Annotated in this window: 25 protein-coding genes; 7 read left to right on the top strand and 18 right to left on the bottom strand. The window is 70.5% G+C overall.

Features of this window, described 5'->3' with window-relative positions:
- Positions 1-2: 2 nt before the first annotated feature.
- The 6 genes from ISP_RS44980 to ISP_RS44955 all read right to left on the bottom strand — a co-directional run bounded on the left by ISP_RS44980 (position 3) and on the right by ISP_RS44955 (position 6,642).
- The gene (locus ISP_RS44980) at positions 3-2,087 is read right to left on the bottom strand and encodes a hypothetical protein (protein WP_013230434.1); all 2,085 of its coding nucleotides are present in this window, start codon (positions 2,085-2,087) and stop codon (positions 3-5) included.
- Entirely contained in the window at positions 2,084-2,557 is a 474-nt protein-coding gene (locus ISP_RS44975; RefSeq protein WP_013230433.1) for a hypothetical protein, read from the bottom strand. Before ISP_RS44975 ends, ISP_RS44980 begins: the two co-directional genes overlap by 4 nt.
- Entirely contained in the window at positions 2,554-3,936 is a 1,383-nt protein-coding gene (locus tag ISP_RS44970; RefSeq protein WP_013230432.1) for a type IV secretory system conjugative DNA transfer family protein, read from the bottom strand. Before ISP_RS44970 ends, ISP_RS44975 begins: the two co-directional genes overlap by 4 nt.
- 7 nt (positions 3,937-3,943) lie before the next feature.
- A complete protein-coding gene (locus ISP_RS44965; RefSeq protein WP_013230431.1) occupies positions 3,944-5,131 on the bottom strand; it encodes a zinc metalloprotease HtpX in 1,188 nt (395 codons plus the stop codon).
- A 385-nt stretch (positions 5,132-5,516) separates the two neighbouring features.
- Positions 5,517-6,338 (bottom strand): SIR2 family NAD-dependent protein deacylase, encoded by an 822-nt coding sequence (locus ISP_RS44960; protein WP_013230430.1) that lies wholly within the window; start codon positions 6,336-6,338, stop codon positions 5,517-5,519.
- Positions 6,331-6,642: an antibiotic biosynthesis monooxygenase family protein gene (locus ISP_RS44955; RefSeq protein WP_013230429.1), complete on the bottom strand. Its 312-nt coding sequence runs from the start codon at positions 6,640-6,642 to the stop codon at positions 6,331-6,333. Before ISP_RS44955 ends, ISP_RS44960 begins: the two co-directional genes overlap by 8 nt.
- A 51-nt stretch (positions 6,643-6,693) precedes the next feature.
- On the opposite strand from ISP_RS44955, the gene ISP_RS44950 reads away from it, so the two are divergent.
- Positions 6,694-8,082, top strand: a complete 1,389-nt coding sequence (locus tag ISP_RS44950; RefSeq protein ID WP_013230428.1) for an AAA family ATPase — start codon at positions 6,694-6,696, stop codon at positions 8,080-8,082.
- On the opposite strand, the gene ISP_RS44945 is transcribed toward ISP_RS44950, so the two are convergent.
- Entirely contained in the window at positions 8,068-9,495 is a 1,428-nt protein-coding gene (locus tag ISP_RS44945; RefSeq protein ID WP_013230427.1) for a M1 family metallopeptidase, read from the bottom strand. The two genes, ISP_RS44950 and ISP_RS44945, sit on opposite strands and share 15 nt — an antisense overlap.
- Before the next feature lie 63 nt (positions 9,496-9,558).
- On the opposite strand from ISP_RS44945, the gene ISP_RS44940 reads away from it, so the two are divergent.
- Complete coding sequence (locus ISP_RS44940; RefSeq protein WP_013230426.1) at positions 9,559-10,305, top strand: alpha/beta fold hydrolase; 747 nt, start codon at positions 9,559-9,561, stop codon at positions 10,303-10,305.
- 130 nt (positions 10,306-10,435) lie between these two features.
- Here the strand turns inward: ISP_RS44940 and ISP_RS44935 are convergent, their stop codons facing one another.
- The 5 genes from ISP_RS44935 to ISP_RS44915 all read right to left on the bottom strand — a co-directional run bounded on the left by ISP_RS44935 (position 10,436) and on the right by ISP_RS44915 (position 15,030).
- Complete coding sequence (locus ISP_RS44935) at positions 10,436-11,392, bottom strand: peptidoglycan recognition protein family protein (protein WP_013230425.1); 957 nt, start codon at positions 11,390-11,392, stop codon at positions 10,436-10,438.
- A 63-nt stretch (positions 11,393-11,455) separates the two neighbouring features.
- Complete coding sequence (locus tag ISP_RS44930) at positions 11,456-12,331, bottom strand: HhH-GPD family protein (RefSeq protein WP_013230424.1); 876 nt, start codon at positions 12,329-12,331, stop codon at positions 11,456-11,458.
- 9 nt (positions 12,332-12,340) lie between these two features.
- Positions 12,341-13,291, bottom strand: a complete 951-nt coding sequence (locus ISP_RS44925) for a glycosyltransferase (RefSeq protein ID WP_013230423.1) — start codon at positions 13,289-13,291, stop codon at positions 12,341-12,343.
- Positions 13,292-13,337: 46 nt separating this feature from the next.
- Positions 13,338-13,829, bottom strand: coding sequence for a beta-class carbonic anhydrase (locus ISP_RS44920; protein WP_013230422.1), 492 nt, complete (start codon positions 13,827-13,829; stop codon positions 13,338-13,340).
- 100 nt (positions 13,830-13,929) lie between these two features.
- The gene (locus ISP_RS44915) at positions 13,930-15,030 is read right to left on the bottom strand and encodes a LacI family DNA-binding transcriptional regulator (protein ID WP_034284156.1); all 1,101 of its coding nucleotides are present in this window, start codon (positions 15,028-15,030) and stop codon (positions 13,930-13,932) included.
- 186 nt (positions 15,031-15,216) lie between these two features.
- On the opposite strand from ISP_RS44915, the gene ISP_RS44910 reads away from it, so the two are divergent.
- From ISP_RS44910 to ISP_RS44900, 3 genes are read left to right on the top strand one after another with little or no spacing between them, the layout of a single operon-like run.
- Positions 15,217-16,131, top strand: coding sequence for a metal ABC transporter solute-binding protein, Zn/Mn family (locus ISP_RS44910; protein WP_013230420.1), 915 nt, complete (start codon positions 15,217-15,219; stop codon positions 16,129-16,131).
- A 2-nt stretch (positions 16,132-16,133) separates the two neighbouring features.
- Complete coding sequence (locus tag ISP_RS44905) at positions 16,134-16,979, top strand: metal ABC transporter ATP-binding protein (protein ID WP_013230419.1); 846 nt, start codon at positions 16,134-16,136, stop codon at positions 16,977-16,979.
- Positions 16,980-16,982: 3 nt separating this feature from the next.
- Positions 16,983-17,858 carry a metal ABC transporter permease gene (locus tag ISP_RS44900; RefSeq protein WP_013230418.1) on the top strand — a complete coding sequence of 292 codons (876 nt, stop codon included), beginning with the start codon at positions 16,983-16,985 and terminating at the stop codon, positions 17,856-17,858.
- On the opposite strand, the gene ISP_RS44895 is transcribed toward ISP_RS44900, so the two are convergent.
- A complete protein-coding gene (locus ISP_RS44895) occupies positions 17,855-19,063 on the bottom strand; it encodes a DUF445 domain-containing protein (RefSeq protein ID WP_013230417.1) in 1,209 nt (402 codons plus the stop codon). The two genes, ISP_RS44900 and ISP_RS44895, sit on opposite strands and share 4 nt — an antisense overlap.
- Positions 19,064-19,132: 69 nt before the next feature.
- Positions 19,133-20,359, bottom strand: coding sequence for a DUF445 family protein (locus tag ISP_RS44890; RefSeq protein WP_013230416.1), 1,227 nt, complete (start codon positions 20,357-20,359; stop codon positions 19,133-19,135).
- Between the two features lie 121 nt (positions 20,360-20,480).
- On the opposite strand from ISP_RS44890, the gene ISP_RS44885 reads away from it, so the two are divergent.
- Complete coding sequence (locus tag ISP_RS44885; protein ID WP_013230415.1) at positions 20,481-21,392, top strand: coiled-coil domain-containing protein; 912 nt, start codon at positions 20,481-20,483, stop codon at positions 21,390-21,392.
- Positions 21,393-21,844: 452 nt separating this feature from the next.
- Positions 21,845-22,495 carry a class II aldolase/adducin family protein gene (locus ISP_RS44880; RefSeq protein WP_013230414.1) on the top strand — a complete coding sequence of 217 codons (651 nt, stop codon included), beginning with the start codon at positions 21,845-21,847 and terminating at the stop codon, positions 22,493-22,495.
- Here the strand turns inward: ISP_RS44880 and ISP_RS44875 are convergent.
- The 4 genes from ISP_RS44875 to ISP_RS44860 all read right to left on the bottom strand — a co-directional run bounded on the left by ISP_RS44875 (position 22,492) and on the right by ISP_RS44860 (position 25,638).
- The gene (locus ISP_RS44875) at positions 22,492-23,145 is read right to left on the bottom strand and encodes an HD domain-containing protein (RefSeq protein ID WP_013230413.1); all 654 of its coding nucleotides are present in this window, start codon (positions 23,143-23,145) and stop codon (positions 22,492-22,494) included. The two genes, ISP_RS44880 and ISP_RS44875, sit on opposite strands and share 4 nt — an antisense overlap.
- A gap of 73 nt (positions 23,146-23,218) precedes the next feature.
- Positions 23,219-23,857, bottom strand: a complete 639-nt coding sequence (locus ISP_RS44870) for a hypothetical protein (RefSeq protein WP_013230412.1) — start codon at positions 23,855-23,857, stop codon at positions 23,219-23,221.
- A gap of 2 nt (positions 23,858-23,859) precedes the next feature.
- Entirely contained in the window at positions 23,860-24,798 is a 939-nt protein-coding gene (locus ISP_RS44865; RefSeq protein WP_013230411.1) for a hypothetical protein, read from the bottom strand.
- Positions 24,799-25,056: 258 nt separating this feature from the next.
- On the bottom strand, positions 25,057-25,638 hold the full coding sequence (locus tag ISP_RS44860; RefSeq protein ID WP_013230410.1) for a transglutaminase-like domain-containing protein: 582 nt from the start codon (positions 25,636-25,638) through the stop codon (positions 25,057-25,059).
- Between the last annotated feature and the right edge of the window lie 15 nt (positions 25,639-25,653).

Below are 25,653 nucleotides of genomic sequence, written 5' to 3'. Positions count from 1 at the left end.
TGCTAGTCCCTCTCCATGCCGCTGGACGCTTCCGGTTCGTAGCTTTCTTCGTAGCCACCGCTGTCGTAGCCGCCGGACTCGGAACCCATGGAGTCGGCAACACGCGCATCGTCAGCGGCGGCTTGGTCTTCGTAGCCGGCGGGTTCCTCGGCCGCGGGTTCTTCGGCCGCGGGTTCCGGTTGCGGGGCCGGTTCTTCGGGAGCCGGTTCGGTTTCGGTGGCCGGTTCCTCGGGTACCGGTTGTTCCGGTGCGGGTTCTTCGGCTGCCGGTTCGGGGGTGGATTCGTTTGGCTCGGCAGCGGGTTCTTCGGGAGCGCGGTCGTCTGCTGCGGGGTCGGGCGTGGGCTCATCCGGGGCAGGCGCCGCCGGCGCGGGCTCGTCGGTGGTGGGTTCGGTTTGTTCCGGGGCAGGTTCCTCGGGCGCGGTTTCTTCGGCGGCCGGCTCCGATTCGGCGGCAGGCTCCCGAGGCTCGGAGATGGCTTCCGCGGGTTCCGGGTCCTCGGCCGTGGGCGCGTCGGGTTCCGGTTCCCCGGCGTCCGGCTGCGACTCGTCGGACTGCGCCTCCACCTGCTCGGCGGTCCGCTCCTGCTGCCGCTGGTCCTCTTCCTGCTCTTCGATCCCGGCTCGGTCGCTCAGCTCGGGTTCGTCAGTACCGTTCCGGCCTGGATCGCCGTCGCGTCCCTCCGGTCGATCACCAGCGTCCGCCGGTTCGTCTCCCGCTCGTTCGGGCTCAGGAACTCGACGGCCAGGATCCGCACCGGCAGGTTCTCCTCGGTCCTGAGTGTCATCCCGCCCCGGATCACCCCCGCCTCGACCGTCCCCGGGGCCAGAATCCCGTTTCGTCCCGGCAGATCGAAGGTCGTCTCGATCGTGAACCGGACTGCTGACATGTTGTTCGTACCTTTCCAGCGCGGGGGCTTCGCTAGCGTATGCCTCTTCTTCGAGCGTCTTGAGGCTTTCGGTGTCCACGTCGGCGCCCGAGCGCAACTGGTCGACGTGCGTCTTCTCGTGCGCGAGGGTCGCGACCAGTGTCCTCTCGTCCGAGAAACTCGCCGGGCCGAGCCGGATCTGTGCGCCTTCGAGTTCGCCCGGCGTACAGGCGCAGGCCTCCTGGTGATCGAGATACCGGATCTCATCCGGCTCGTCCACGATGACGACGTCGACGTCGTCGAGGTCCACCCCACCTGCCTCGGCGGCGGCGTCGACGGTCTCCCGGGTGCGCGGCAGACCGCCGCCGTTGTCGATGATGTCCTGGTTCGTCCGCGCGGCACCACGGGAGAACAGCTCCGGTGGCGCCGGCCCGGTCGGGTTGCGGTCGGTCCCGCGGTCCGGTTCTCCTTGCTCGGCCTGAGTTCGTGCCTTTTGTTCGGCCTTCTGCTGTCGAAGCCGCTCCTCCCGCGCGATCATGCGGTGGATCGCTTCGTCCGACACGACGCCGACCTGTTCCTCGGGATCCAGCGGCGGGGAGATGCGTTCGTGGCCTGACGGGACGGTGATGCCTTCATAGCGCCGAGCCTGGAGCACATCGACCGCGGCGGCTTCTTCGTCTTGGAGTGCTTCCCCGTTCCGGCCGATCTCGTACAGCAGGTGGTTCTCTTCCTTGACCGCCAAGCTTTCCGGCGTGTGGAACTGAACCTCCATCGTCTGTTCGAATTCCTCGTGGCGCCAGGTGGTGTTGACGCCCTTGTACATCTGCCTGTTCCAGGAGTTGGCGCACTTCGTGCGTTCGAACCCGCGCCGCTCGAACTCGTCGAAGGCGGCCAGGGTCCCGTCCGCGTACTGGTCCGGAGGGAACGTCAGGGTATAGCGGTTCAGGTCGTTCGTTTCGGCCGCTGCCTGCTCGGCAGGTTTTTCGGCCGTCTTTCTGGCCACCTTGGCGCGGAAGGAATCCAGCGTCTTGAGCGAGTACTCGAGTCCCTCTTGCTTCGCCCCGTATTCCGCCGTGCCGGCGCAGACCGAAGTCATGACCTGATCGAACAGGGGCTGTGCGGCCTGGGCTTTCGCCCAGGCCTTCTCGACCTCGGCGTTCTCGTCCGCATCGAGCCGGAGGCCTTCGTCGGCGTCCTTGCCTTCCCACGGCAGGCTCATAGCTCTGTGGCCCCGGCGACTCCCCGGGTCTCGTCGATCACGCGCTCGGCGGTGGCCTGGTCCGCGCGGACCAGGTCCGAACCGAGGTCCGGCCCGCGGCTCAGGAACTCCCGGATCGACGTGGTCGGGACCCAGCGGTTGCGGAGGCCGAACACTTCGTCCGTCAGGCGCTCCGGGCTGCGGCGACGGCGGAACACCGAGGGCGGCCGGTCACCGGTGTTCTGTTCGACCCAGTACTGCACGAACCGCTGGCGGTCGGCGAGCAGCGCCGCGGCGTGTTCCGCCGTTACCGGTTCCAGAGTCGATGGATCGGGCAGGAGCAACTGGTCGTCGGGCTCGTGCCATTCCCAGTCGAGCAGCGAAAGGTATTCCAGCCGGCCGTCGCGGCGCCGCCACAGCGTGCTGGGCCGGTCGACCGGCTGGCTCGGGCGCACCTTCGCGAAGTACTCGTAACCCTCGTCCGCGGTCATGCCGTGTATCCCCTCAACTGTGCGAACGCCTCGATCGCCCCCGCCGGGCGGGCCTCGACCTGCAGGGGCGGGTCGCTCCGCCAGAACAGCCACGCGTGGAACGGTGGCAGCAGCTGGATCGCGTTGATCGGCAACGCCGGCCGGAACGTGCTGCTCACCGTGTGGCCCAGCCCGGCCTGTGCCGGGCCGCCGACGCCCACCTGGCCCACCGGTGCTCCCGTCTGGGGTGCCACCTGCATGCTGGTCGTCGTCTGGCGTTCCTCGCCCGCCCAGGTCGATATGTTGTGCAGGTCCTCTCCGTTGGATAGGCCGCCGAAGATCAGCTTTGCCGTTGTCGCCGCCAGGATTGCCGCCTGTTGCTCGACTCCGTAGCGGTTGCGCAGCTGGGCCAGGCTCTGGGTGGCCCACATCGTCACGATGCCGCGGCCGCCGCCCTCGCTGACCAGGGACGGCAGGCTCTGGAGCGGAGCGATGTTCGCGATTTCGTCCAGGGCCAGCAGCAATGGCGGGTCGAGCCGGCCACCTTGGCCGGCTGCCAGCTCGGCCGCGCGCTGGGCGATGCTGTCGACCAGGCCGGCCATCAGGGGCGCGATCGCCTGCTGCTGGTGGGACGGCCCGATGATGAACAGCGACGAGCGGGTCGCCAGGAACTTGTCGATGTCGAGCTCGTTGGCCGCGCACGAGCGCAGCACCGTCGGCTCGGACGTCGCCTCCAGCGTGTTGCGGGCCACCGAATAGAAACTGCCGCGCTCGCGGTCGCCGAGGAGCTTGAGCGCGTCCAGGTCGTCTGCCCACATCGCACCCGGGCTCGACGACAGCCGGAGGATCGCCACCGGGTCACGGGTTTCCTGGCGCGCCAGCCACTTCCGGACCGTCGACAACGGCAGGCCCTCCAGCGCCGCCGCGTGGAAGTACGCGCGCAGGATCGCCGCCGCGCCGCCGCGCCAGTGGTCGCCGTCCTGGACACCCTGGCCGGCGACCGCCGTCATCGCGGCCACCCGCCGGTAGCAGACGGACGGGTTCGCGCAGTCGGCCAGTGGCGACCAGCGCAGTGACGTCTCCGGGTACTCGCTGCCGAAGGGGTCGTAGACGTACACCGAACCGCCGTACGGCGCGGCCAGCGCCCGCCGCCGGTTGCCGGTGAACGCGAGGATGTCGCCACGCGTCGACGTGCAGACCAACGGGCCTTCCCACCACATCACCGACGGGATGATGAGACCGGAGGTCTTGCCGTAGCGCGGCGGGCCGACGATGCCGACGGAGTCCTCCGGCGCGCTCCAGCAGCGCTGGTACCCGGCCCGCGCGTCCCAGCCGAGGAAGACCTGCCGCCGCGGGTCGACGCGGAACGGCGGGATCGCGGGCCACTCTGTGATCGACATCGGCGCCTCAGTCGCGGGCCACCGAGCCGGTCACCACGACCGGCATCGGGATCGCGGGTCCGTCGGCGTCCGGCAACGGGTAGGTGGCGCCGGGTTCCTCGACGGCCTCCAGCCGCAGCTCGTTCGGTGGGTGGCTGTGGCAGATCGCCGCCTCCCAGCCGTTGCGCGCGCCGTCGAAGCTGTCGCGGAACCTGGCGAGCACCCGCCGGATGCCCTGGCGGTGGCCGGCGGCGACCGCGCCCTGGTCGGCGCGGTACTCCGCGGCCCGGCTGCCCGCGGCCTGCAGCGGCACCACGAAGAACCGGATGCACACCATCAGCGGCCACGACGCAGCCAGCAGCGCCACTCTGACCAGGCCGTTGCTGGAGAAGTTCATCAGCCAGGTGAAGACGTTGTAGGCGATGTAGAGCGGCAGCGCCACGCCCCGGACGAACATCCCGGACAGCGGGTCCGCGTTGCGCCAGTGCGTGAGCTCGTGGCACAGCACGCCGGCCAGCGGCTCCTCGTCGTAGTTGAACTCGTCGAGGAACCCGCGGGTGACGATGATGTGCCGCGCGCCCGCGTAGGCGTTGGGCAGGCGGTCGTCGTCCATCAGCAGCGGTGGCACCTTGGCGAGGCCGAGGCGGCGCGCGCAGTCTTCGAGGATCGGGAGGATCAGTTCCTTCTCCCGGCGGCTGGGTTGCCGGTACCCGGCGATGCGGAACACCCAGCCCTCGGCGCCGACCTGGTAGACGGTGTAGAGCACCCCGACCAGGAACGCCACGACGAGCTGCCCGAGGAACAGGCCGGCGGTCATCGCCGGATCGGCCGAGACGAGGCCGATCCACGGCAGCAGGAGCCCGGCCGCGAAGCCGGCGATCGCGCCGATCACCGCGCCGGCGAGCAGGCCGAGAATGCCGCCGCCCTGCAGCAGCGCACTCTCCATCATGGTGCTGAAGACCGGGATGTCCTCCGCCCAGGACGTCGCGCTCCCGCCGATCCGGGCCCCGCCGAAGTAGCCGATTATCGCGCCGACGACCAGTCCCGCACCCCCGCCGAAAATGGCGAGCGGCAGGTTGAACCACGCCGCGGCCAGCGCGCCGGCGAGGCCGCGCTTGTCGCGCAGCATTCCGGTGACGAACCAGATGAAGCCGTTGCGGTATCCGGGCGGCCGGGAAAAGGCGCCGCGCAGCTTCCCGCCCAGCCGGCTCCACAATCCGGGCCGCGCCGGTTTCGCCGCTTTCCCGGGCGAAACCCGGGGTACCGTCCGAAGTGGCGGAAGTGGCGGTGGCGGCTGTTCCGGCGCCGCGACCAGTGGCTGCACCGGAAGGGCGGCCTGGTCACGGGGCAGCGACGGCGTGGCAGGGGAAGCCGGCCCGGCCGGGCTCGTCGCCGCCGGGAATTGCCCGGACGCTTCACAGTGCGGGCAGTTCCGGCTGGCCGGGTCGCGCTTGTTTCCGCACCGAGCACAGATCGCCAAAGTGCCCCCTCCGCGCACTTCGTCCGACCGCCCCCTGACGTCGGCCGGCGTCGGTTGTGCATTGTGGCACACCACGCCGGGTTTTCGGACCGAATTCACCAGTTGGGGCCAATGGCCCCATTCAGGACGCGGGATTCCGTGGCCGGGCAGCCGTCAATGCGGTGAGCGTCTCCAGGGCGCCGGCCGCGATCGACACGCCACGGCCGTGCCGGATCTCGGGTTCCCGCGGGTTGATGCGGATCAGCGCGCCGGTCGCCGCGCTGGCCAGTTCGGCGTAGCGGCGGACCGTCGGGACCGCCTGGCCCGCGCCCAGTTCCACCACCACGAGGTCCCGGGCGGTCCGGCGCCACGCCGTCAGCTCGTCCAGCTGCGCCTGGCTGCGGTCCGGGACCCAGGAGAAGTCGCCGAACATCAGGATGTTGGGCCGGGCGAGACCGCCGCAGCGGGGGCACGACGGCAGCGGCGGCACCGCGCGCATCGTTTCCGGGGCGATCGCCACGGTGACGCCGGCGGCGGGCCAGATGTCGGCCGTGCACCCGGCGAGGCACTGCAGGTGGTGGATGGAGCCGTGCGCCTCGGCCACGAACCCGAAGCCCGCCGCCTGGAACTGGCCGTCCACATTGGACGTGAAGACCCGGACGCCGCCGGGCAGGTCCGAGCCGAACTCGCGCAGCAGCCGGAAGCCCTCGTGCGGCACGGTCTTGCGGTAGAGCTCCAGCCGGTGCCCGTAGAAGCCCCAGGCCAGTTCCGGGTCATCGGCGAAGTGCCGCGGGTCGGCGAGTTCCTCGAACCGCAGCCCGAGCCGGGCGTACGGCGGGTACGCGCGCCAGAACCCTTCGCTGCCGCGGAAGTCCGGCAGCCCGGAGTCGACGCCCATGCCGGCGCCGGCGCAGATCAAGAGCGCGCCGGCGCCGTCCAGGAGCTTCGCGGCGAGCTCACGCACCAGGCTGCGAACCGAGGACGACCTCGAACTCCAGCAGGTTCGCGCCGGTGGACACGGGCTTGGCGCGCTCGCCCGAGTGCGCCGCCGCGGCCGGGCCGCCCTGCGCCCATGCCTGGTAGTACTCCTCCGTTTCCCACTTCGTGTACACGAAGTAGCGCGTCTCGCCGGAAACCGGCCGCAGCAGCTCGAAGCCGAGGAAGCCCGGCTGCTGGTCGACGGAGTGCATGCGCGCGGCGAACCGCTTCTCCAGCTCGGGGCCGGCGCCCTCGGGGACCTCGATCGCGTTGATCTTCACGACACTCATGCTTCCCACCCTAGTTGGCTCGACGGTGTGATCCGTGCCACTGTGGGAGGCATGGGGAGCACCGAGCGCGACCTCGCCACCGATCTCGCCCGGATCGTCCGCGCCACGGCCGACGAGGTCGCGGGCGGCCAGGGCAGCGAGCTGATCGAGCGCGTGACCGGCCACCTGGGTGCGCTGTTGCCGGAGGTGGTGGTCGTCACCCGCAACTGGCCGATGTGGGAGCACGCCAACATCCAGTCCGGGGTCGACGCCTACCTCGCCGCGCACGGCACGGCCGTGGGCTGGTTCGGCATCGCGGGCGGCCAGCGCACGCACGAAGACCTGATCGGGATGCTCGCCACCGCGCGCAGGCAGGGCATGTACGAGCTCGGCTCGGTGGACTACACGACCACGGCGATCGGCCCCGACGCCGCGACCGAGGCGGTGCAGCTCGGGCTGGTCGGCACGCACGCCCCGGGCGGCGAGCCGGTGCTGCTCGCGATCCGCGGCGCCAACCCGCAGTGGGGGCTGGAGCAGTGCCGGCTGGAGGTACTGGCGACGTCGCGGGCGACCGCCACCGAAGTGCGCGACCGCGTCGAGCGCCTGATGGCCGAGGGCGACCTCCTGCGCGGCCAGGTGCTGGCCTTCGGCACCAGCGAGCACCGCGGCAACGAGCTGCTCACGTTCCTCCCGCGGCCGGCGCTGACCGGCGAGGAGGTCGTGCTGCCGGACGGCGTGCTCGACGCGATCGAGCGGCACACGATCGGCATCGCGCGGCACGGCGAGCGGCTGCTGGCGGCGGGCCAGCACCTCAAGCGCGGGCTGCTGCTGCACGGCCCGCCCGGCACCGGCAAGACGCACACGGTCCGCTACCTGATGGGCCGCCTGCCGGACACCACGGTGATCATCCTGACCGGCACGGCGATGAAGCTGGTGGGCAAGGCCGCGGAGCTGGCGCGGCGGCTGCAGCCGAGCGTGGTCGTGCTGGAGGACGTCGACCTGATCGCGCAGGACCGCAGCTACGGGCCGATGGTCCAGCCCCTGCTGTTCACCCTGCTCGACGCGATGGACGGCGTGGGCGGCGACGCCGACGTCACGTTCCTGCTCACCACCAACCGGGCGAGCGAGCTGGAGAAGGCCCTGGCGGACCGCCCGGGCCGCGTCGACCTCGCGGTGGAGATCCCGCTGCCGGACGCGGCCGGGCGGGAAGCGCTGCTGCGGTTGTACGCGCGCGGCCTGAAGCTGACGGCGGACCTGGGCCCGGTCGTCGACGCGACGGCGGGGATGACGGCGTCGTTCGCGAAGGAGCTGTTGCGCCGGGCGTCGCTGCTGGCGCTGGGGGCACGGCCGGAGCAGGACGTCATGGTCGGGGACGAGGAGCTGACCACGGCGTTGCGGGAGATGCAGGACGCCCGGAGCGCGCTGACGCGGTCGCTGCTGGGCAGTTCAGCTGCGCAGTGAACCGGGGAACAGGTCGGCGTCCTCGGGGAGCTTCGTGCCGCGGAACCAGGTGTCGAAGAACGGCCGCAGGTTCTTGCCGCCGAGCCGGGTCGCCATGGCTTCGAAGTCGGACCAGGTCGCGTTGCCGTGGCGGTAGCGGGCCGGCCACTCGCGCAACAGCTTGGCGAACGCCGGGTCGCCGATTTCGCGGCGCAGGGCGTGCAGGGCCAGGATGCCCTTGTTGTAGACGCCTTCGAACTCGTGGCCCTGCCCCATGCCGACCAGCTTCTGCGCCCAGAAGTCCGTGCTGCCGCGGGTGATCTCGATGGCCGCGCGGTAGCGGTCGTCCAGCTTCTGGCCCTCGCGCTCGGCCCACAGCCACTGCGAGTACGACGCGAAGCACTCGTTCAGGCAGACGTCGGACCAGTCCTTGACCGAGACCGAGTCGCCGAACCATTGGTGGGCGTTCTCGTGCACCAGCGTCGGCAGGTCGGCCCACTTCGCGTACGTCGGCCGGGTCTGCGTCTCGAGCGAGAACGGGACGTCCTCGTTCAGGAAGATCCCGCCGGCCGCCGACTGCGGGTACGGGCCGAACTCGGCGGTCAGGAAGCCGAGCACCTCCGGCAGGCGGTCGCCGACCGCACGGCGGCCTTCGACGCCCGGCGCGTACGCCGAGACCACCGGGGTGCCGTCCTTCAGCGTCGACCTGTCGACACTGAACTTGCCGATCGCGATCGTCGTCAGGTAGCTCGCCACCGGGTTGACCTCGGTCCAGGTGCCGGGCGGGCCCTCGCGGCCGTTCGAGAGCACCGTCCAGCCCGCCGGGACGTGCGCGGTGAGCGTGAAGGTGGCCTTGTCGCGCGGGGTTTCGTTCGCCGGGTACCAGAACGCCGCCGAGTGCGGCTCGCCGACCATGTACGCGCCGCCGTCGGCCGAGTGCTTCCAGCCGTTCTCGCTGCCGCCGTCGTGCGGGGTCTTGGCCGGGTCTCCGCCGTAGCGCACCCGCGTGCGGAACGCCGTCCCGGCCCGGATCGGGGCCGGCGGCGTGATCACCAGCTCGAACGCCTTCTCGCGGCTGAACTTCGCCGGCTTGCCGTCGACCTCGACGCTGTGCACGTCCAGCCCGCGCAGGTCGAGGTCGAACCGGCTCAGGTCCTGGGTGGCCTTCGCGGTGACCGTGGTGTCGCCGTCGAGGTGCCCGCTCGGCGGGTCGTACCGGACGTCGACCTGGTAGCCGAGCGCGTCGTAACCGCCGTTGCCGTCGTCGGGGTAATAGGGGTCGCCGGCGCCGGCCGCGCCCGGCATCGGGTGCATGGGCGGCAGTGGGGGCGGCGGGGGCGGCAGAGCGACGGCGTCGCCGCCGCACGCCGCGGCGAGAACCGCCGCGACGCAGACGGCCAGGGCGGTGAGTCGGCGGCGCACACCCACCACCATAGGTGATGGACAGCGACGGTTTGGTCACGTTCCGCACCAGGGGTTTTGTGGTTAGGTGGCCGCGTGCTCTGTTTCGGCGGCAGCGGCGTGCCGATCGTTCTGCTCCACGGCCTGATGGGCCGGGCGCGGACGTGGTGGCGGGTCGCGGAGTGGCTCCGGCCCTACGGCGCGGTGTACGGCCTGGACGCGCGCGGCCACGGGAACGCGCCGCGCGTCGGGCCGTGGACGACCGAGCGCTTCGCCGACGATGTCGCCGAGGCGCTGCGGAACCTCGACGCGGGCCCGGCGGTCCTGATCGGGCACTCGATGGGCGGCCTGCACGCCTGGGCGACCGCCGCGCGGCACCCGGAGCTGGTGCGCGCGGTCGTGTCGGAGGACTTCGCGCCGGACCAGCGCGGCCGGACCGTGGAGACCTGGCGCGGGTACTTCGAGAGCTGGCCGGTGCCGTTCTCCTCGCTCGACCACGTCCGGGAGTTCTTCGGCGACGCGGGCGGGTACTTCGCGGACTGCGTCGAGGAGCGTTCCGACGGGTTCCACCTGGTCGCCGACCTCGAGGACCTGTACGTCGTCGCCGCCGAATGGGGCCGCCGGGACTACTGGGACGTCGTCGCGGCGATCCGCTGCCCGCTGCTGGTGGTCGAGGGCGAGCACACGGCGATGCCGCCGGGGCAGCAGGCGCTGGTCGCCGACCGCGTCCCGGGCGCGAAACACCTGGTGGTCCCCGGCTCGGCCCACCTGCCCCACGACGAAGCCCCGGAGACCTACCGAGGTGCCGTCGAGGCCTTCCTCGCCCAGGTCCTGACCCGCTGAACCGGACGACACGCGTACCTGGACGGACGACACGTGTACCTGGACGGACGACACGACGAGCGCTTCGTTGAGCTGCCGTGTCGTCCAACCGAGTACGCGTGTCGTCCCGTTGGGTACGTGTGTCGTCCGGCTAGGTGCGGGTGAGGTCCGCTCGCCAGGCCGCCGTGGAGCGATCCGAGGGCACGATCAGCGGCCAGACGTCCGCGCCGAGGAACCCGGTCTCGTCGGACGCCTTGGCCGCGGTGCACGTGTCGCGCGGCAGGCCCGCCTGAACGGACAACGCGGCCACTGCGTCCTTTGTGGACTTTCCGAAGACGCCGTCGGTGGGGACGTCGAACCCGGAGTTTCGCAGGAACTGCTGCGCCGATTGCACCGGCCGGCCCGTGTCGCCCGGCTTGAGCAGCGGCCACTCGGGTTCGGCACGCGTCACCGCGACGCCGAGGACGCGGCCGACGGCCGTGCGCAGCTCCGGCAGCCGGTTGTAGAGCACCTGGCCGGGGCACTCGGTCGAGTTGAAGTCGCGGTGGCCCTTGATGAACTCCGGGGCGATGCCGTACTGGCTCGCGATGTAGGCGACCAGCGAGACCAGCGAGTCCCACAGCGCCGGCGGCACGTCCACCGTGCTGTACAGGCCCTCGTTCTCGATGCCGATGACCTCGCTGTTGTGGTTGCCGACGTTCGCACCCTGCACGTGCTGCGTGCCGCCGCGCAGGATCTCCAGGCTGCGGTGCCTGCCTTCGGTGACGAACCCGCCGCGGCTGTTCGTGAACTGCTGGCCGCTGTCGATCCAGCCGTTCTTGTCCATGTGCAGGTTCTGGATGTAGCGCGAGACGTAGTACGCGCGCGCCAGCGAGAAGTCGTCGTTCATCGGCGGGTCGACCGCGTGGTGCACGACGATGTAGGTCGGCTTGTGGTTCTCCACCACGATCGTGCCGGTGGCGGGCCGGGCGCCCCAGTCGGACGTCGGGTGGATCGCCGGTACCGGAACGGCCGCGCCGGCCGTTCCCGTGGTCGTCATCCCCAGTGCGCCGGCCGCGGTTGCGGTCACCCCCGCCATGAGCAGGGTCCGGCGGTCAACAGTGACCATGGGTGAAACGGTAACTCCGGAACGCGCCGATGACAACTATTGACCAACTTTGGTCGCAACGCGTCAGTGTTCGCCCGGGAGTGCGAACAGCCCGTCGCGGGTCTGCTCCAGCAGGCCGTCGACCAGCAGGGAGTCCAGGCAGCGGTCGCGCTGGCCGCCGTCGTGCCAGACGAGGTCGAGCCGGGCCTTGTCGACCGGGCCTTCACTGCCGCGCAGCACGTCGAGCAGCCGCCCGCGGACGTACCGGTCGGTGCCCGCGTACCGCTGCACCGGCTTGGCCGGGCCGTCGTACTCCGGGCGCCCGGCGTGCTGCCACGCGCATTCGTCGTAGATCGGGCAGTCCGCGCACTTCGGGGCACGCGCGGTGCAGATCAAGGCGCCCAGCTCCATGATCGCCGCCGAAAAGCGGGCCGCGGGCGCGTCCTCGGCCGGCAGGAGGGCCTCGACGTCGGCCATGTCGCGGGTGTTGGACGCCGGCCCGGCGTCGCCGGCGCCGTGGACAGCTCGCGCGACGACCCGCCGCACGTTCGTGTCGACGACCGGCGCCCGCCGCCCGTAGGCGAACGCGGCGACGGCGCGCGCGGTGTAGGCGCCGATCCCGGGCAGCGCGAGCAGAGTGTCCACATCGGACGGAACGACGTCGCCGTGCTCCTTCGCGATCACCCCGGCCGCCTCGTGCAACCGCAGCGCCCGGCGCGGGTAGCCGAGCTTCCCCCACGCCCGTACGACCTCGCCCTGCGACGACGCGGCCAGCGCCGAGGGCACCGGCCAGCGCGCCATCCACTCGAGCCAGATGGGCTGCACCCGGACGACGGGGGTCTGCTGGAGCATGATTTCGCTGACCAGGACGCCCCAGGCCGAGCAGGTGGGCTCGCGCCACGGGAGATCCCGGCCGTGCGCGGAGAACCAGTCGAGCAGTACGTCAGCGTCCACAGCCACGCCGGGAGGCTACTTCGCCTGCTTCGGCAGGTCGCGAGCGACCTCGTCCGGCGACGGCATGGCGGCGATCTCTTCGGCGATCGCCCGTGCCGCGTCACGGCAGGAGAACGCCTTCCGGGCCTGTTCGGCGACGGCTTCCGCGCTCAGTTCGCCGGGCAGGAGCCGCACCGCGGCTCCCACGGCAAGCAGGGCCTCGGCGTTGGCGAACTGGTCGGCTCCCTGGGGCAGGACCAGCTGCGGCACGCCCGCGGCGAGCGCGCCCAGCGCGGTGCCGCTGCCGCCGTGGTGCACGACCAGGTCGGCGTGCGCGAGCGCCGCCGCCTGCGGGACCCACGCCTGGGCGGTGACCTGCTCCGGCAGCGGGCCGAGGTCCTCCGGGGTCACGCGGCCGGTGGCCACCACGACGGGGGTGCCGAGCGTGGCCAGGCCGTCGATCGCCGTCTTGAGCAATTCCGGAGTGCCGAAGGCGGTGCCGAGCGTCAGGTAGACCAGGGGCCCCCGGAAGCCGCCCGGTTCGGCGAAGGGCACCGGACGCAGGGCAATGCGGTCCGCGGTCGCGAGGAAGTCCGGCTCCTGCAGGGACGGCGGGCAGATGTCGAGGTGCACGCCGCCGGTCGGGCGTTCGAACCCGATGTCGCGCGGGAACATCCGGCCGAACCCGTGCCAGAGCGCCGGGATCCCGGCACGCCGCGCGGCGATGGCCGCCTCCGGAACGCCCCACCCGTGCACGACCAGGTCCGGCCGCAGCCGCTTGAGGTCCGGTTCGAGGTCTTCGGCGTAGATCTCGTAGAACGAATCGGCAGGCCGGAACGGGTTCAGCCCGAGCCGGCGCAGCGGCGCGTGGACGTGCTCACCGGCGGCGAAGTGCACCTCGTGCCCGAGGTCCCGCGCCGCGATCGCGAGCGGGACCATCGGGTACGTGTGACCGGCGGACGCGAGCCCGGCGAAGAGAATGCGCATGCTCGCCCCATTCGGATGTCCAGAACATCTGAAGGGGAACGATAGCCTACTGGACCTCGGTGAGCTTCCCGGTCTTCACGTCGTAGACGAAGCCGCGCACGTTCTCGGTGTGCGGCAGGTAGGCGCTGCGCCGCACCCGCTCCACCGACGTCCGGACGCTGTTTTCGACGTTGCGGAACGCCTCGACCGACCACGTCGGCCGCAGGCCCGTGTCGCTCTCGAGCTCGTCCTTGAAGTCGTCCTCGGTCACCATCGAGAGGCCGCACTCGGTGTGCTGGACGATCAGCACCTCGCGGGTGCCGAGCTTGCGCTGCGAAAGAGCCAGCGAACGGATCATGTCGTCGGTCACCACGCCGCCCGCGTTGCGGAGGACGTGCGACTCGCCTTGCAGGAGGCCGAACAGCTCGAACACCCGGATCCGGGCGTCCATGCAGGTCAGGACGGCCACCTGGAGTGACGGCTTGGGCGACGACCGGTCGCCGGGCGTCACCTCGCCGAGTTCCTGGTTGCGCTTGAGCAGTACGTCGATCGAGGTCATCGGTCACCTTCCGGCCAGTGGCCCCGCGGCGCGGGCGTACCACTCCATTTGACCTGGTGACTACCCCGCCGGGCAATGCACTAAGGGCAATATCACGACGTCAGCCGCCGAACCACGGCTCCTCGACCGTCCGCGGCGGCGCCGACGTCCGCCCGACGCGCAGCTCGGTCGGGAGGGTGATCGTCTTGGGCGCGCTCCGCTCGCCCGAGCTGAGCAGCAGCCGCCCGGCCATCTTGCCCTTCTCCAGGACCGGCTGGTGGACCGTGGTGAGCCCGATCCGCTCGGCCTCGGCGATGCCGTCGAAACCGGTGACGGTGAGGTCCTGCGGCACCCGCAGCCCGCGCCGCTCGGCCTCGGCCATGGCACCGAGCGCGAGGATGTCCGAGGTGCAGATCACCGCGGTGATCTGCGGGTAGGCGTCCAGCAGCTGGCGGGCCGCGGACGCGCCGTCGTCCACCGTGTGGTCGAAGCGCTCGACCACCGGGACGCCCGCCCAGTCGACACCCGCCGCCGAGAACGCGACGGCCAGCGCCTCCAGCCGGGTGCGCTGGACGTGGAAGTGCGCGCCGCTCTGCCGGGTCGCGGAGACGAAGTCGTCGTTGCGCTCGCGGGCCAGCCGCATGCAGATCACGCCGACCTGCCGGTGGCCCAGCGTCACCAGGTGCTCGGCGATCTTGCCGACGGCCGCTGCATCATCTGGGCCGACGCGGTCGATGCCCTCGAGGCTCGGCTGGTCGATGATCACCGTCGGCACCGGCCGCTCGAGCACCGCGGCCAGGTGCGGGTCGTCGTCCGGCACGGAGTAGACGACGAAGCCGTCGACGCCCGCGCGGTGCACCGCGGCGACGTCTTCGCGGCCCGGGCTGGCCGGCACCAGGTGCAGGCCGACCCCGGCGTCTTCGCAGGCCAGCGCCAGTCCTTCGAGGACGCCGACGGCGGCGGGGTCGCGGAAGGCGTAGGAGAGGTTCTCGGTGAGCAGCAGCCCGACCGCGCCCGCCTTGCGCGTGCGCAGGGAGCGGGCGACCGGGTCGGGGCCGGGGTAGCCGAGGCGCCGCGCGGTCTCGAGGACGCGGCGGCGCAGTTCGGGGGACAGCTGGTCCGGCCGGTTGTAGGCGTTGGACACCGTGGTCCTGGACACACCGAGCTCCGCCGCGAGCGACGCCAGTGTCGCCTGCCTCCGGGTGCGAATAGGACGTCCCATCAGCAAACCGTAACGGTTCAGATCGGTTTCCTGAAGAGACACCCCGCGTGGTCGATGTCTCGATCCGCATGCGCGGAGACGCATACACCAAAGCACGATCCGATGGCCAGAAAGTCATCCGGATGGGGTAAGGTGAATCTGACAACGGTTTCCATTAGCGTCTGCGTCCCTCTCAGGAGTCCCTCGATGAGTTCCCGCCGCACCAGGAGCGTCCTCGCCGCCGCTTCGGCCCTGTCCGTGTTCGCCTTGGCCGCTTGCTCCGGCGGCGGGACGTCCTCCGACGGCGGCGGCGCGCAGGCGGGCGGCGACGGCAAGGTCAAGGTCGTCGCGTCGACCGACGTCTGGGGCAGCGTGGCCGGCGCCGTCGGCGGCGAAAACGTCGAGGTCAAGTCGATCATCCACGACCCGTCGGCCGATCCGCACTCGTACGAGACGACGGCGGACGACGCCCTCGCGGCGAAGGGCGCGCAGCTGCTGCTGTCCAACGGCGGCGGCTACGACGAGTTCTTCGGCAAGCTCACCGAGCAGGCGGGGAGCGCGAAGAAGCTCGTCGCCTACGACATCGCCGCGCCCGGCGACGAGAACGAGCACGTCTGGTACGACCTGCCGGGCGTCGGCAAGGTCGCCGACCAGCTCGCCGCGCAGCTGGGCGAGCTCAAGCCGGCGGCGAAGCAGCGGTTCGCCGACAACGCGACCGCGTTCAAGGTGAAGGTCGACGCGCTCGAGAAGCGGCTCGAAGAGCTCGGGACCACCCACCCCGGCACGAAGGTCGTCGTCACCGAGCCGGTCGCGCACTACCTGCTGGCGAGCGCGAAGATCACCGACGCGACGCCCAAGGCGTTCTCGGACGCGGTGGAGAACGACACCGACGTCCCGGCCGACGCCGTCAGCGCCTACAAGCAGCTCATCGCCACCAAGCAGGTCAAGGCGCTGATCAACAACGCGCAGACGGTGACCCCGCTGACCCAGGACGTCGTCGGGCAGGCGAAGGCCGCCGGGATCGGCGTCGTCGACGTGACCGAGACGCTGCCGCAGGGTGTGACCGACTACATTGGCTGGATGACCGGGGAAGTAGACGCGCTGGCAGGAGCGTTGAAGTAGTCATGTCTCCCGTCTCCGATGACGTACGTCCCGCGGTCCGGGTCCGCGGGGCGGGCCTCGCGTTCGGTCCCCGCACCCTCTGGTCCGGGCTGGACCTCGTCGTCGAGCCGGGTGAGTTCCTCGCCGTGCTCGGCCCGAACGGGTCCGGCAAGAGCAGTTTCCTCAAGGCGCTGCTCGGCATGCAGGAGCTCTCGGCGGGCACGGTCGAGATCGCGGGTGGCCGCCCGGGCGGCGCGAACCGCAAGATCGGCTACATCCCGCAGCAGCGCGCGATCGACGAATCGCTGACGCTGCGCGGGGTCGACCTGGTCGGGCTGGGCCTCGACGGCCACCGCTGGGGTCCGGGCCTGTTCGGCATGGCGGCCCGGCGCCGGCAGGTTTCCGAAGCGGTCGACGCGGTGGGCGCGACGAGGTACGCGAAGCAGCCGGTCGGCCGGTTGTCCGGCGGCGAGCAGCAGCGGCTGCGGGTGGCGCAGGCCCTGGTCGGCGACCCCGAGGTGCTGCTGTGCGACGAGCCGCTGCTGTCACTCGACCTGGCGCACCAGCGCGCGATCAGCGAGCTGATCGATTCCCGGCGCCGGTCGGCGGGGACGGCGGTGCTGTTCGTGACGCACGAGATCAACCCGGTGCTCCCGTTCGTCGACCGCGTCCTGTACCTGGTCAACGGCAAGTTCCGGATCGGCAAGCCGGACGAGGTCATGACGACCGAGACGCTCTCGCAGCTGTACGGCACCCGCGTCGAGGTGCTCAAGGTCGGCGGCCAGATCCACATCGCCGGCGCGCAGAGCGCGTTGTGCGAGGCGGAGCCGCACCACCACGAACACGACGTCGAAGAACAAGTGGGCTGAGTCTTGGATCTGTTCGACTTCGGCAAGACCTGGGAGCTGATCACCGAGCTCGAGGGCGTCCAGACGGCGTTGCTGGCGGCGGCGATCCTCGGCCTGGTGGCGGGCGTGCTGGGCCCGCTGATCGTGATGCGGCGGATGTCGTTCGCGGTGCACGGCACGTCCGAGCTGGCGTTCACCGGCGGCGCGGCGGCCCTGCTGCTCGGGATCGGTGTCGAGTACGGCGCGCTGATCGGCGCGGTGGTGGCGGCCCTGCTGCTGGGCATCCTCGGTGCCCGTGACGCCGACCGCGACTCGGTGATCGGCGTGATCCTGTCGTTCGGCCTCGGCATGGGCGTGCTGTTCCTGTCGTTCTACAAAGGACGGTCCGGGAACAAGTTCGGGATCCTGACCGGCCAGATCATCACGATCGATTCGACGAACCTGACGTTGTTCGTGGTCTCGTCGGTGGTCGTGCTGGCGGTGCTGGCCCTGGTGTACCGGCCGCTGCTGTTCGCTTCGGTGGACCGGAACGTGGCGGTGGCGCGCGGGGTCCCGGTGAAGACGCTGACGGTGGTGTTCGCGCTGCTGGTGGGCGTCTCGACGGCGCTGAGCGTGAAGGTGGTCGGCTCGCTGCTGGTGGTGGCCCTGATGGTGACGCCCGCCGCGGCCGCGGCCCGCGTGACGGCCTCGCCGTGGAAGGCGACGGTGCTGTCGGTGGTCTTCGCCGAGGTCTCGGCGATCGGCGGGATCGTGCTGTCGCTGGCCCCGGGGCTGCCGGTGAGCGCGTTCGTGACGGCGATTTCGTTCTTGATCTACGTCGTGTGCCGGGTGCTCGCCTGGCAGCGCGACCGCCGGACCCGGGTGGGCGCGGTGGAACCGGCCCTCGTCGCGGCGGCCTAACCCAGCATCAGCAGGACCTGCAGCTCACCCACGACGAACCCGATCACCCCGCCGACGGCGATGAGCTTCCACTCGTCCTGCCGGAACGCCGGCCGCAGCAGGCCCTCGAACTCCAGCGGCGTCAACGCCAGCATCCGCTGCTCGATCACCTTCGCGACGTCCATCGCCTCGGTGAGGTACCCCTCCGCGTACCGGGCGGTGTCCGGCAGCTGCTCCAGCGCCTTCCGGGCGGCCGCGTGCTTCATCTCGCGCAGCCGCGTGCCGCCCACCGCCCAGGCCAGGGGCATCTGCGCGTCGACCGTTTCCGACACCAGGCGCTCCACCCGGGCCGCCAGCCGGTCGGCGCGGGGGCCGCGCAGGATCGCGTCCAGCAGGTTCTGGACCGTCAGGACCTCGTTCGCGATCAGCTCGCCGTACTGGCGCGCCACCTCGGCGCGCCGGCGCTGGAACTTGCCCTGGAAGATCACCCGGCCCACGCGCACCGGCTCGCGGGGAACGAAGATCAGCTTGATCGCCAGCCAGTCGGTGCACAGCCCGATGACCCCGCCGAACACCGGCAGCACCCACGGCTCGCGGGTGAACGCCCACACGATCGTCTGCACGAGACCCAGCCCGAACCCGAAGTAGATGCCCGTCCGCGCGATGAACGCCATCTCCGGGCGGGACGTCTCGCGGATCAGCCGCACCAGCAGCTTCTTGTCGCGGGTCAGCCGCTGGACCGTCATGTGCTGGACGTCGAGCACCTCGTCGAGGTTCTCGCGGACGTCGTCGAGGAACTCCCGCACCAGCCGCGGCGCCGACGCCTGGACCTGCTTGATCAGCAGCTCCTGCGCCAGCGTCGGCAGGACCTCCCACAGCCGCGGGTGGTGCTCGGCCAGCACCTCGCGCGCGGTGTGGTCGACCGCCCGCAGCAGCGGCTGTTCCAGCTCGCTGGTGATGATCACCGGGTCGATCCGGCCCAGGACCTCCTTGAGGTCCAGCAGGTTCGCCGTCAGCAGCTCGGTCGCGACCGCGGCCATCCGCCCGCCGTGCTTCGGGACGACGCCCTGCCAGCCGAGCAGCGGCGGGATCCCCACGAACTCCAGCGGCCGGAACATCATCTCGATGGCGACGCGCTTGGTCACGTACCCGATCAGCGCGGCGATGAACGGCATCGCCGCGTACAGCGGCCAGTGCAGGGCGAGGTCGTGCAGGACAGCGTCCATTCCGGCCTCCCTCGCGGTTCCGAGATCGAAACCGTACCGGCTCCCCGGGCCGCCGGGTGCCGGCGCCGCCTACCCGAGCAGGAGGAGTACCTGCAGTTCACCCACCAGGCCGCCGATGATCGCGCCGACGGCGATGAGCTTCCACTCGTCCTGCTTGAAGGCCGGCCGCAGGATGCCCTCGAATTCGAGCGGGGTCAGCTGTCGCATTTTCGTGACGATCGTGTTCCGGACGTCGAGGGCGCCGGTGGCGTAGCTCTCGACGTGTTTCACCGTTTCGGGGAGGAACTCGATCGCTTTGGCGGCGGCCGCACGCTTCATCTCCTGGTACTGCCGGCCACCGATGGTCAGCGCGACCAGCGGCTTGGCGATGCTCGCCTGCGCGTCGATCGTGCGCTGGACCTCACGGGTGACCATGGCGAACAGCTTGTCGGCGCGCGGCCCGGTGAGCACGGCCTCCAGCACGTTCCGCACGGTGAGCACCTCGTCGGCGATCAGCGCGCCGTAGTCGGCGGCGACCTCCTGGCGGCGCTTCTGGAACATGCCCTGCCAGCGGAAGACGCCGAAACCGCGGGGTTCGCGCGGGTAGAAGATCATCTTGAGGGCGAGCCAGTCCGTGACGAAGCCCGTGACGAAACCGAAGACCGGCATGATCAGCGGCTCTTTCGTCAGCGCCCAGGCGGCGAACTGGACGAGCCCGATCACGAACCCGAACCAGATCCCCGAGCGCGCGATGAACCGGAACTCGGGCGCGGCGACCTCGCGGATCAGCCGGCAGGTCAGCGATTTGTCGCGGACCATGGCGTTGATCAGCATGTCGTCGACGTCGAGGACGTCGTCGATGTTGACCGAGACCTCCCGCAGCAGCCGCTTGACGACGATCGGCGCCTGCGCGCGGACCTGGTCGACGAGCAGCTGCTGCGCCCGCGCCGGCAGCAGCTCCCAGAGCCGCGGCTGGTAGGTCTCCATGACCTCCCGCGTGACGTCCTCGACGGCCTTCAGCAGGGGCGGTTCGAGCTCTTTGACCATTTCTTCCGGGTCGAGCCGGGCGAAGATCTCCTGCGGGTCGACGAGGTTGCGGGTCAGCAGGTCGACGGCCGTGGTGGCCATCCGCCGTGCGTTCGCCGGGATGACGCCCTGCCAGCCGAAGGGTTTGACGCCGGCGAACTCCAGGGGCCGGAACATCATTTCGATGGCGACGCGCTTGGTGAGGTAGCCGATCAGGGCGGCGATGAGCGGCATGGTGGCGTACACGGGCCAATGCGCGCCGATGTCCGCGAGGACGGCCGGTATGTCCACAGTGAACTCCTCACGTCCGGCCGACGGTTCAGGATGCCATGCGTTACCGGGGGTTCCAATATTCGTGATGCATCCGTTTGGCGGTACGCATCGAAGGACCCTTGCTCATTAAGGTGGCCCGATGGTCGCGCCTGAGAAGCCCCAGTCCGCTCCGAAGACTGCCCAGTTCGCCGTCGGTGTCCGCGGCTACAACCAGCGTCAGGTCGACGAGCGTCTCGCCGAGCTGAACAAGGAGCTGCGCGAGACGTCCCGCAACCGCGACGACGCCGTCGCGACGTCGTCGGACCTCACCAAAGCGCTCTCCTACGCGCAGAAGGAGCTGGCCGAGACGAAGGCCGCCCTGGCCAGGATGAGCTCGAGCCCGTCCGGCGCGGGCGCGATGGCCGAGCGCGTCCGGATGATGATGCAGCTCGCCGAGGAGGAGATCGCGGACCTGCGTTCGGCCGCGGAGGCGGACGCGGCCTCGACCCGCGACCAGGCGGACAAGTACGCGCACGAGACCCGCCGCACGGCCGACAAGCTGGCGAAGGACGCGGAGGAGGAGCGCGCCCGGCTGCTGTCGCAGGCGAAGAGCGAGATCGAGAAGCTGAACGCGGCGGCGGGCGCGAAGAGGGTCGAGCAGGCAGCGGCGGCCGAGCGAGCCCGCAAGGAAGCGGACGCGGCGGCCGAGGCGGCTGCGGCTGCGCTGCGCGACGAGGCGGACCGGAAGGCGGCCGAGGAGCTGGCCGCGCGGAAGAAGGCCTTCGAGGAGGAGTTCGCGCGGAAGAAGCAGGAGACGGAGGCGGCGCTGGCTTCGGCTCAGGCGGCGCAGGCTTCGGCGGATCAGAACCGGAAGCTGGCGCTGGACCTGCGGGCGAAGGTGGCCGAGCGGATCGCGGCGACGGATGTGGCGGTGAAGGAAGCCATGCGGCTGCTGGCACCGGCGGAGGATGCGCCGGCGGAGAAGGCCGTTCCGGCGGGGAACGGGGACCGGAAGCCTGCGCCTGCTCCGGTGGCGAAGGCCCCCGCTCCCGCTGCTCCGGCGAAGGCCTAGTTATCCACCTCGGCTTGGGTTGTTCGCAGTTTTTGGGAGTCCCACCACCCCGAAGCCGGATTGTGACTACGGACGGTGGTGCCGCGTCAAGGCGGGAAAGCGTGCCTTGACCCGGCACCACCGTCCGTGTTTTGGCTTCGGATCGGGGTGGCGGGGAGGTCTGGGTGGGGTGCCGGTCATGTGCAGCGTGCCGATTCCGGGCGGGCCGTGGCCTGCGGCCGGGCGGACCGCGGCCTGTCGGCCGGACCGCGGGCCGTGGCCTGCCGGCCCCGTGATCCTCTGCCGAGCGCAAGCCCGGCCCGACCTGGCCCGGCGGGTAACCACTCCCCGCGTCCGAGCCCGGCCCGACCCGGCAAAGCGAATAAATCACCCGGCCGGGGAGGTGGCCGAAGCTCGTGGGTGGCTGGCAGTGTTCAGCTCAGTGCTGATCACCCACGAGACGGGACCTGCGCATGATCCTCGAGACCGAGCGGGCCGCCGTGTGCGCCTATGCGCGCCGGATGGTCGGTGATGGCCTGGTCGTCGGGACCTCCGGCAACGTCTCCCTGCGGGCCGGTGATCTCGTCGCCGTCACGCCCACCGGGGTTGCCTACTCGAGCCTCACGCCCGGCGACATCGCCGTCGTCGATCTCGGGGGGCAGGTGGTCGATGGCTTGCTCAAGCCGACCAGTGAGCTGCCGATGCACCTGTCCGTGTACTGGGACGTTCGTGACCCGGACGGTGAGCCCGTCACCGCCGTCGTGCACACGCACTCGCCGCACGCCACCGCCGTCTCGACGCTCGTGCGTGAGCTTCCGCCCATCCACTACATCGTCGCCACCATCGGTCCCTCCGTGCGCGTCGCGCGCTACGCCACCTACGGCACGCCGGAGCTCGCTGCCGCCGTGCTGGAGGCGCTCGAAGGGCGCCGGGGGTGCCTGATGGCCAACCACGGCACCCTCACCTACGGCGACGGCCTCGAGGCCGCCTACCACCGCGCCCAGCAGCTCGAATGGGCCTGCCGCGTGTGGCTGCTCGCGCAGAGCGCCGGCCGGCCCAGCCTGCTGCCGCCGCCCGAGGTCGCCAACGTCGTCGAACGGCTGCGGGGCTACGGGCAGGGCTAGGAGGCGACCGCGTCCAGCAGCTCCGCCACCGTCGGGTCGTCGACCGCCTCCTTGATGCACTGCCACAGCCGCAGGTTCGCCGTCGCCCAGTGGGAGTACGTGGCCGCCGCCTCCGGGTTGTAGAAGTAGTACCCCTCGTCGTGGACGTCGCACTGCTCGCCGACGATCTTGTGCGCCAGCTCGCGCAGGCTCAGCCCGTTCTCGCGCAGGTACCGGTGCGCCAGCACCACCGGCGTCACCGGCAGCGCCTTGAACAACGTGTCCGCGTCGCTCAGCGCCTGCGCTTCCAGGGAAATGTCCCGGCCGCGGGTGGCCATTTCCGCTTCGTCGACGATCTCGTCGATCCACTGCGCGATCCGCGCCGGAACGCCGCATTCGGCGAGGATTTCCCGCCGCAGGCTCCGGCCCGCCGCGGCGGGCGAGTTCCGGAGCACCAGGTAGTTGACGTCGTGCACCAGCGCGGCCACTTCCACCACCGCCGCGTCGGCTCCGTTGTGCCGGGCGAAACCGGCCGCCTTCGTGCGGACGAAGTTCACGTGGTGCCACCCGTGGAACGGCAGCCGATCGGCGTACTCCCGGCAGAGCCGGTGGACCCGATCACCGACGGCGTCGACGATCACGTGGTCGATCGTGCTTTCCTGCGTGCGCATACACCTCTCCCATCCCGGCCGTGGTGTTCAGACGGGTGGAGTAATGGTAAGCGCCGCTGACGCCGGTGTGTAGCTAGATGCGGTCGGCCAATTCCCCCAATCGGACCTCCACCGGAACGTGACGATGACCGATTCCGCCGGCCGGGTCGAAAGACAAGCTGAAACTGCTCACCGGGCGTGATTTGACGAGGAAAGTCATCGTTCCGGTGGCCGCTTCGGGGATCCGGTGGAATTCGTCGGCCAGCATGGTGGCGCACGCGCCTGCCGTGCACCGCGTCCGGCGGCGCAACCGGGCAGACGTGATCAACCCCGTGCCCGCGTCGATCGTCGTCTCGTACCTTTCGTGCAGGTAGTCACCACGGAGGATCGTGGTGCAGAAGTGGTACCGGTGGTTGTGCACGGAATCCGCGTACCCCTCCCGCCAGTCCTGCTGCGCCTTGTATTCGTGCAGCCAGAAGGAAAACGGGTCGGCCGGCGAATCGAGCAGGCACCAGGCGAAGTGGGTGGTCGTTTCCCGGGACGAGCGCAGGACCTTGGTGGCCTGCGCGCCGGACAGCGCGCGGAGCTGCGTGCGCAGCTCTTCCCGCAGGCCGGGCTGGGCGGCCCACGGCCGGAACCAGCCGTCGACCGTGCGCCAGTCCGCGGCGAGCGGGAACCTGGCCGTGCGCAGGCGGGTGGCCAGTTCGGAAAGGGGGGACAGGCGGGTGAGCAAGGTCAGCTCCCTAGCTCGGCGACTGCGGAGAACTCCGCGCGGAAGGCGTGGAACTTGCCCTCCAGCTCGCGGAACTGCTCCTCGGACAACGGGGATCCGGTGATCTTTTCGAACAGCGCCAGGAAATCCGTCCGCGTCGTCGCGGACGTGATGCGGAAGTGGCGGCCGGTCCGGGACTGCGAGACGCGCACGAATTCGGCGCGTTCCATGTTGTAGAGGAAGGAACCTTCGGTGAATCGCAGGGACCGCGGGTAGAGCTTCGTGGCGCCGCGGACGTCGCTGTAGAGCGACACCCACACGCTGTCGTCGAACATCTCGAGCCGGTCCAGCGGCGGGTCGGCGACCACGGTGATGTCGACCGACGCGCAGCGGCTGCGCGCCAGGAAGAGGCCGACGAGCCCGATCCGGATCTCTTCGTCGAGCCGGGTCTGGATCCGTTCGTAGTCGACGTCGGCCGCCTCGCGGCGCAGCAGGTACCGGGCGCGCCCGCTGATCGAGCTCGCGTCGCGCGGATCGGCGATGACGGCCCGCAGCTCCCGTTCGGTGCGCGAAAGCAACAGGCGGGCGGCTGCGTGGCGACCGGAGAAACCGCGGAAGAAGTACTGCCGGGTCGCGTCGAGGTCGGCCATCAGCGCGCGGTTGAACGCGGGGTCGGGATCGGTCGTCGCCTCGAAGACGTCGGTGGGGAAGAACTCCTTGTTCAGCGCGCGGTATTCGGCGCTCAGGTCCTCCAGCGCGCGCCGGCTTTCCTCGATCACCGGGGTGACGAGTGCCTGCTGCGACGCGCTGGCGGTGATCAGGGTCTGGCCGAACCCGACGATCGCGGAGATCAGGGTGCCGGTGCCCAGCGACGTCACCAGGTTCTTCCCAGTGCCGGGGTCCATCAGGCCGGCGATCCACAGGCTCAGGCCGGCGACCACGACGAGCACCGTGAGGAGCAAGCTCGTCCTGGTCCAGAAGATCTCTTGCAGTGGGGTACGGCGGAGGCGTCCGCCAGCCGCGGCCACGTGCTTCACCTCCCTCGAACCACCCGAACGGACCTGTGCGTAAAGTGTCTGTTCGAGCGCGGGGAGTCACTTTACGCGCCTCTCGGGGTGTGCGAAATAAGAAGTTCGGGGGACAGGACTGACGGACAGACGTCACTCTCGGCAATAATTTTCCGAGTCGTCAGGTTTTCCGAAAACAGAGAAAAACCATGATCAAAGCGTGCGCGGAAGCCCCTTTTCGTACCAGCCGGGGCCCGGTTCGACGGTCATCAGGAAATCCACCACGACGGGTGCGGGCGCCGGGTGGATCTCCGGGAGATCGCGTTCACCACGCGCGAGATCGACCGGCCAGGCCAGTTTTTCCACGTCGAGCGAAAACTCGCCACCGGCGCCCGTGCGGTTGCCGCGCGCGTCGAGCCTCGACCACTTGCCGTGCAGGTACACGGCATTCAGCCCGTGCAGCGCGGAGAGCTCCTGGTAGCAGAAACCGGCCGGAATCCCTTGTGCCCGCAGCAAAGCGGCGAGCAGGTGCGCCTTGGCGTGGCAGATCCCGACGCGCTCGCGCAGGACGTCCGACGCTCGCCAGGTGACCCGCGGATCGCCGGCGTCGATGACGTGCTCGACCTCGTCGCGGACGAAGAGGAACGCGGTTTCGGCGGCTTCGGCGGGATCGTCGACGCCGGGGTGAAGGACGTCCGCCAGCGCGCGGATCGACGGGTGCTCGTGGTCGACGACGGCGTCGGCGGTGAGGTAGTCGCTGAGCCGATCGGAGGTGGGCGTTGGCGCGGGATTCATCCGCGCATCCTGACA

The organism is Amycolatopsis mediterranei (assembly GCF_026017845.1).
In the GTDB taxonomy this organism is placed as follows: Bacteria; Actinomycetota; Actinomycetes; order Mycobacteriales; family Pseudonocardiaceae; genus Amycolatopsis; species Amycolatopsis mediterranei.
Note: the sequence above shows the minus strand (reverse complement) of the source record. Positions and strands in the feature narration are given on the sequence as shown.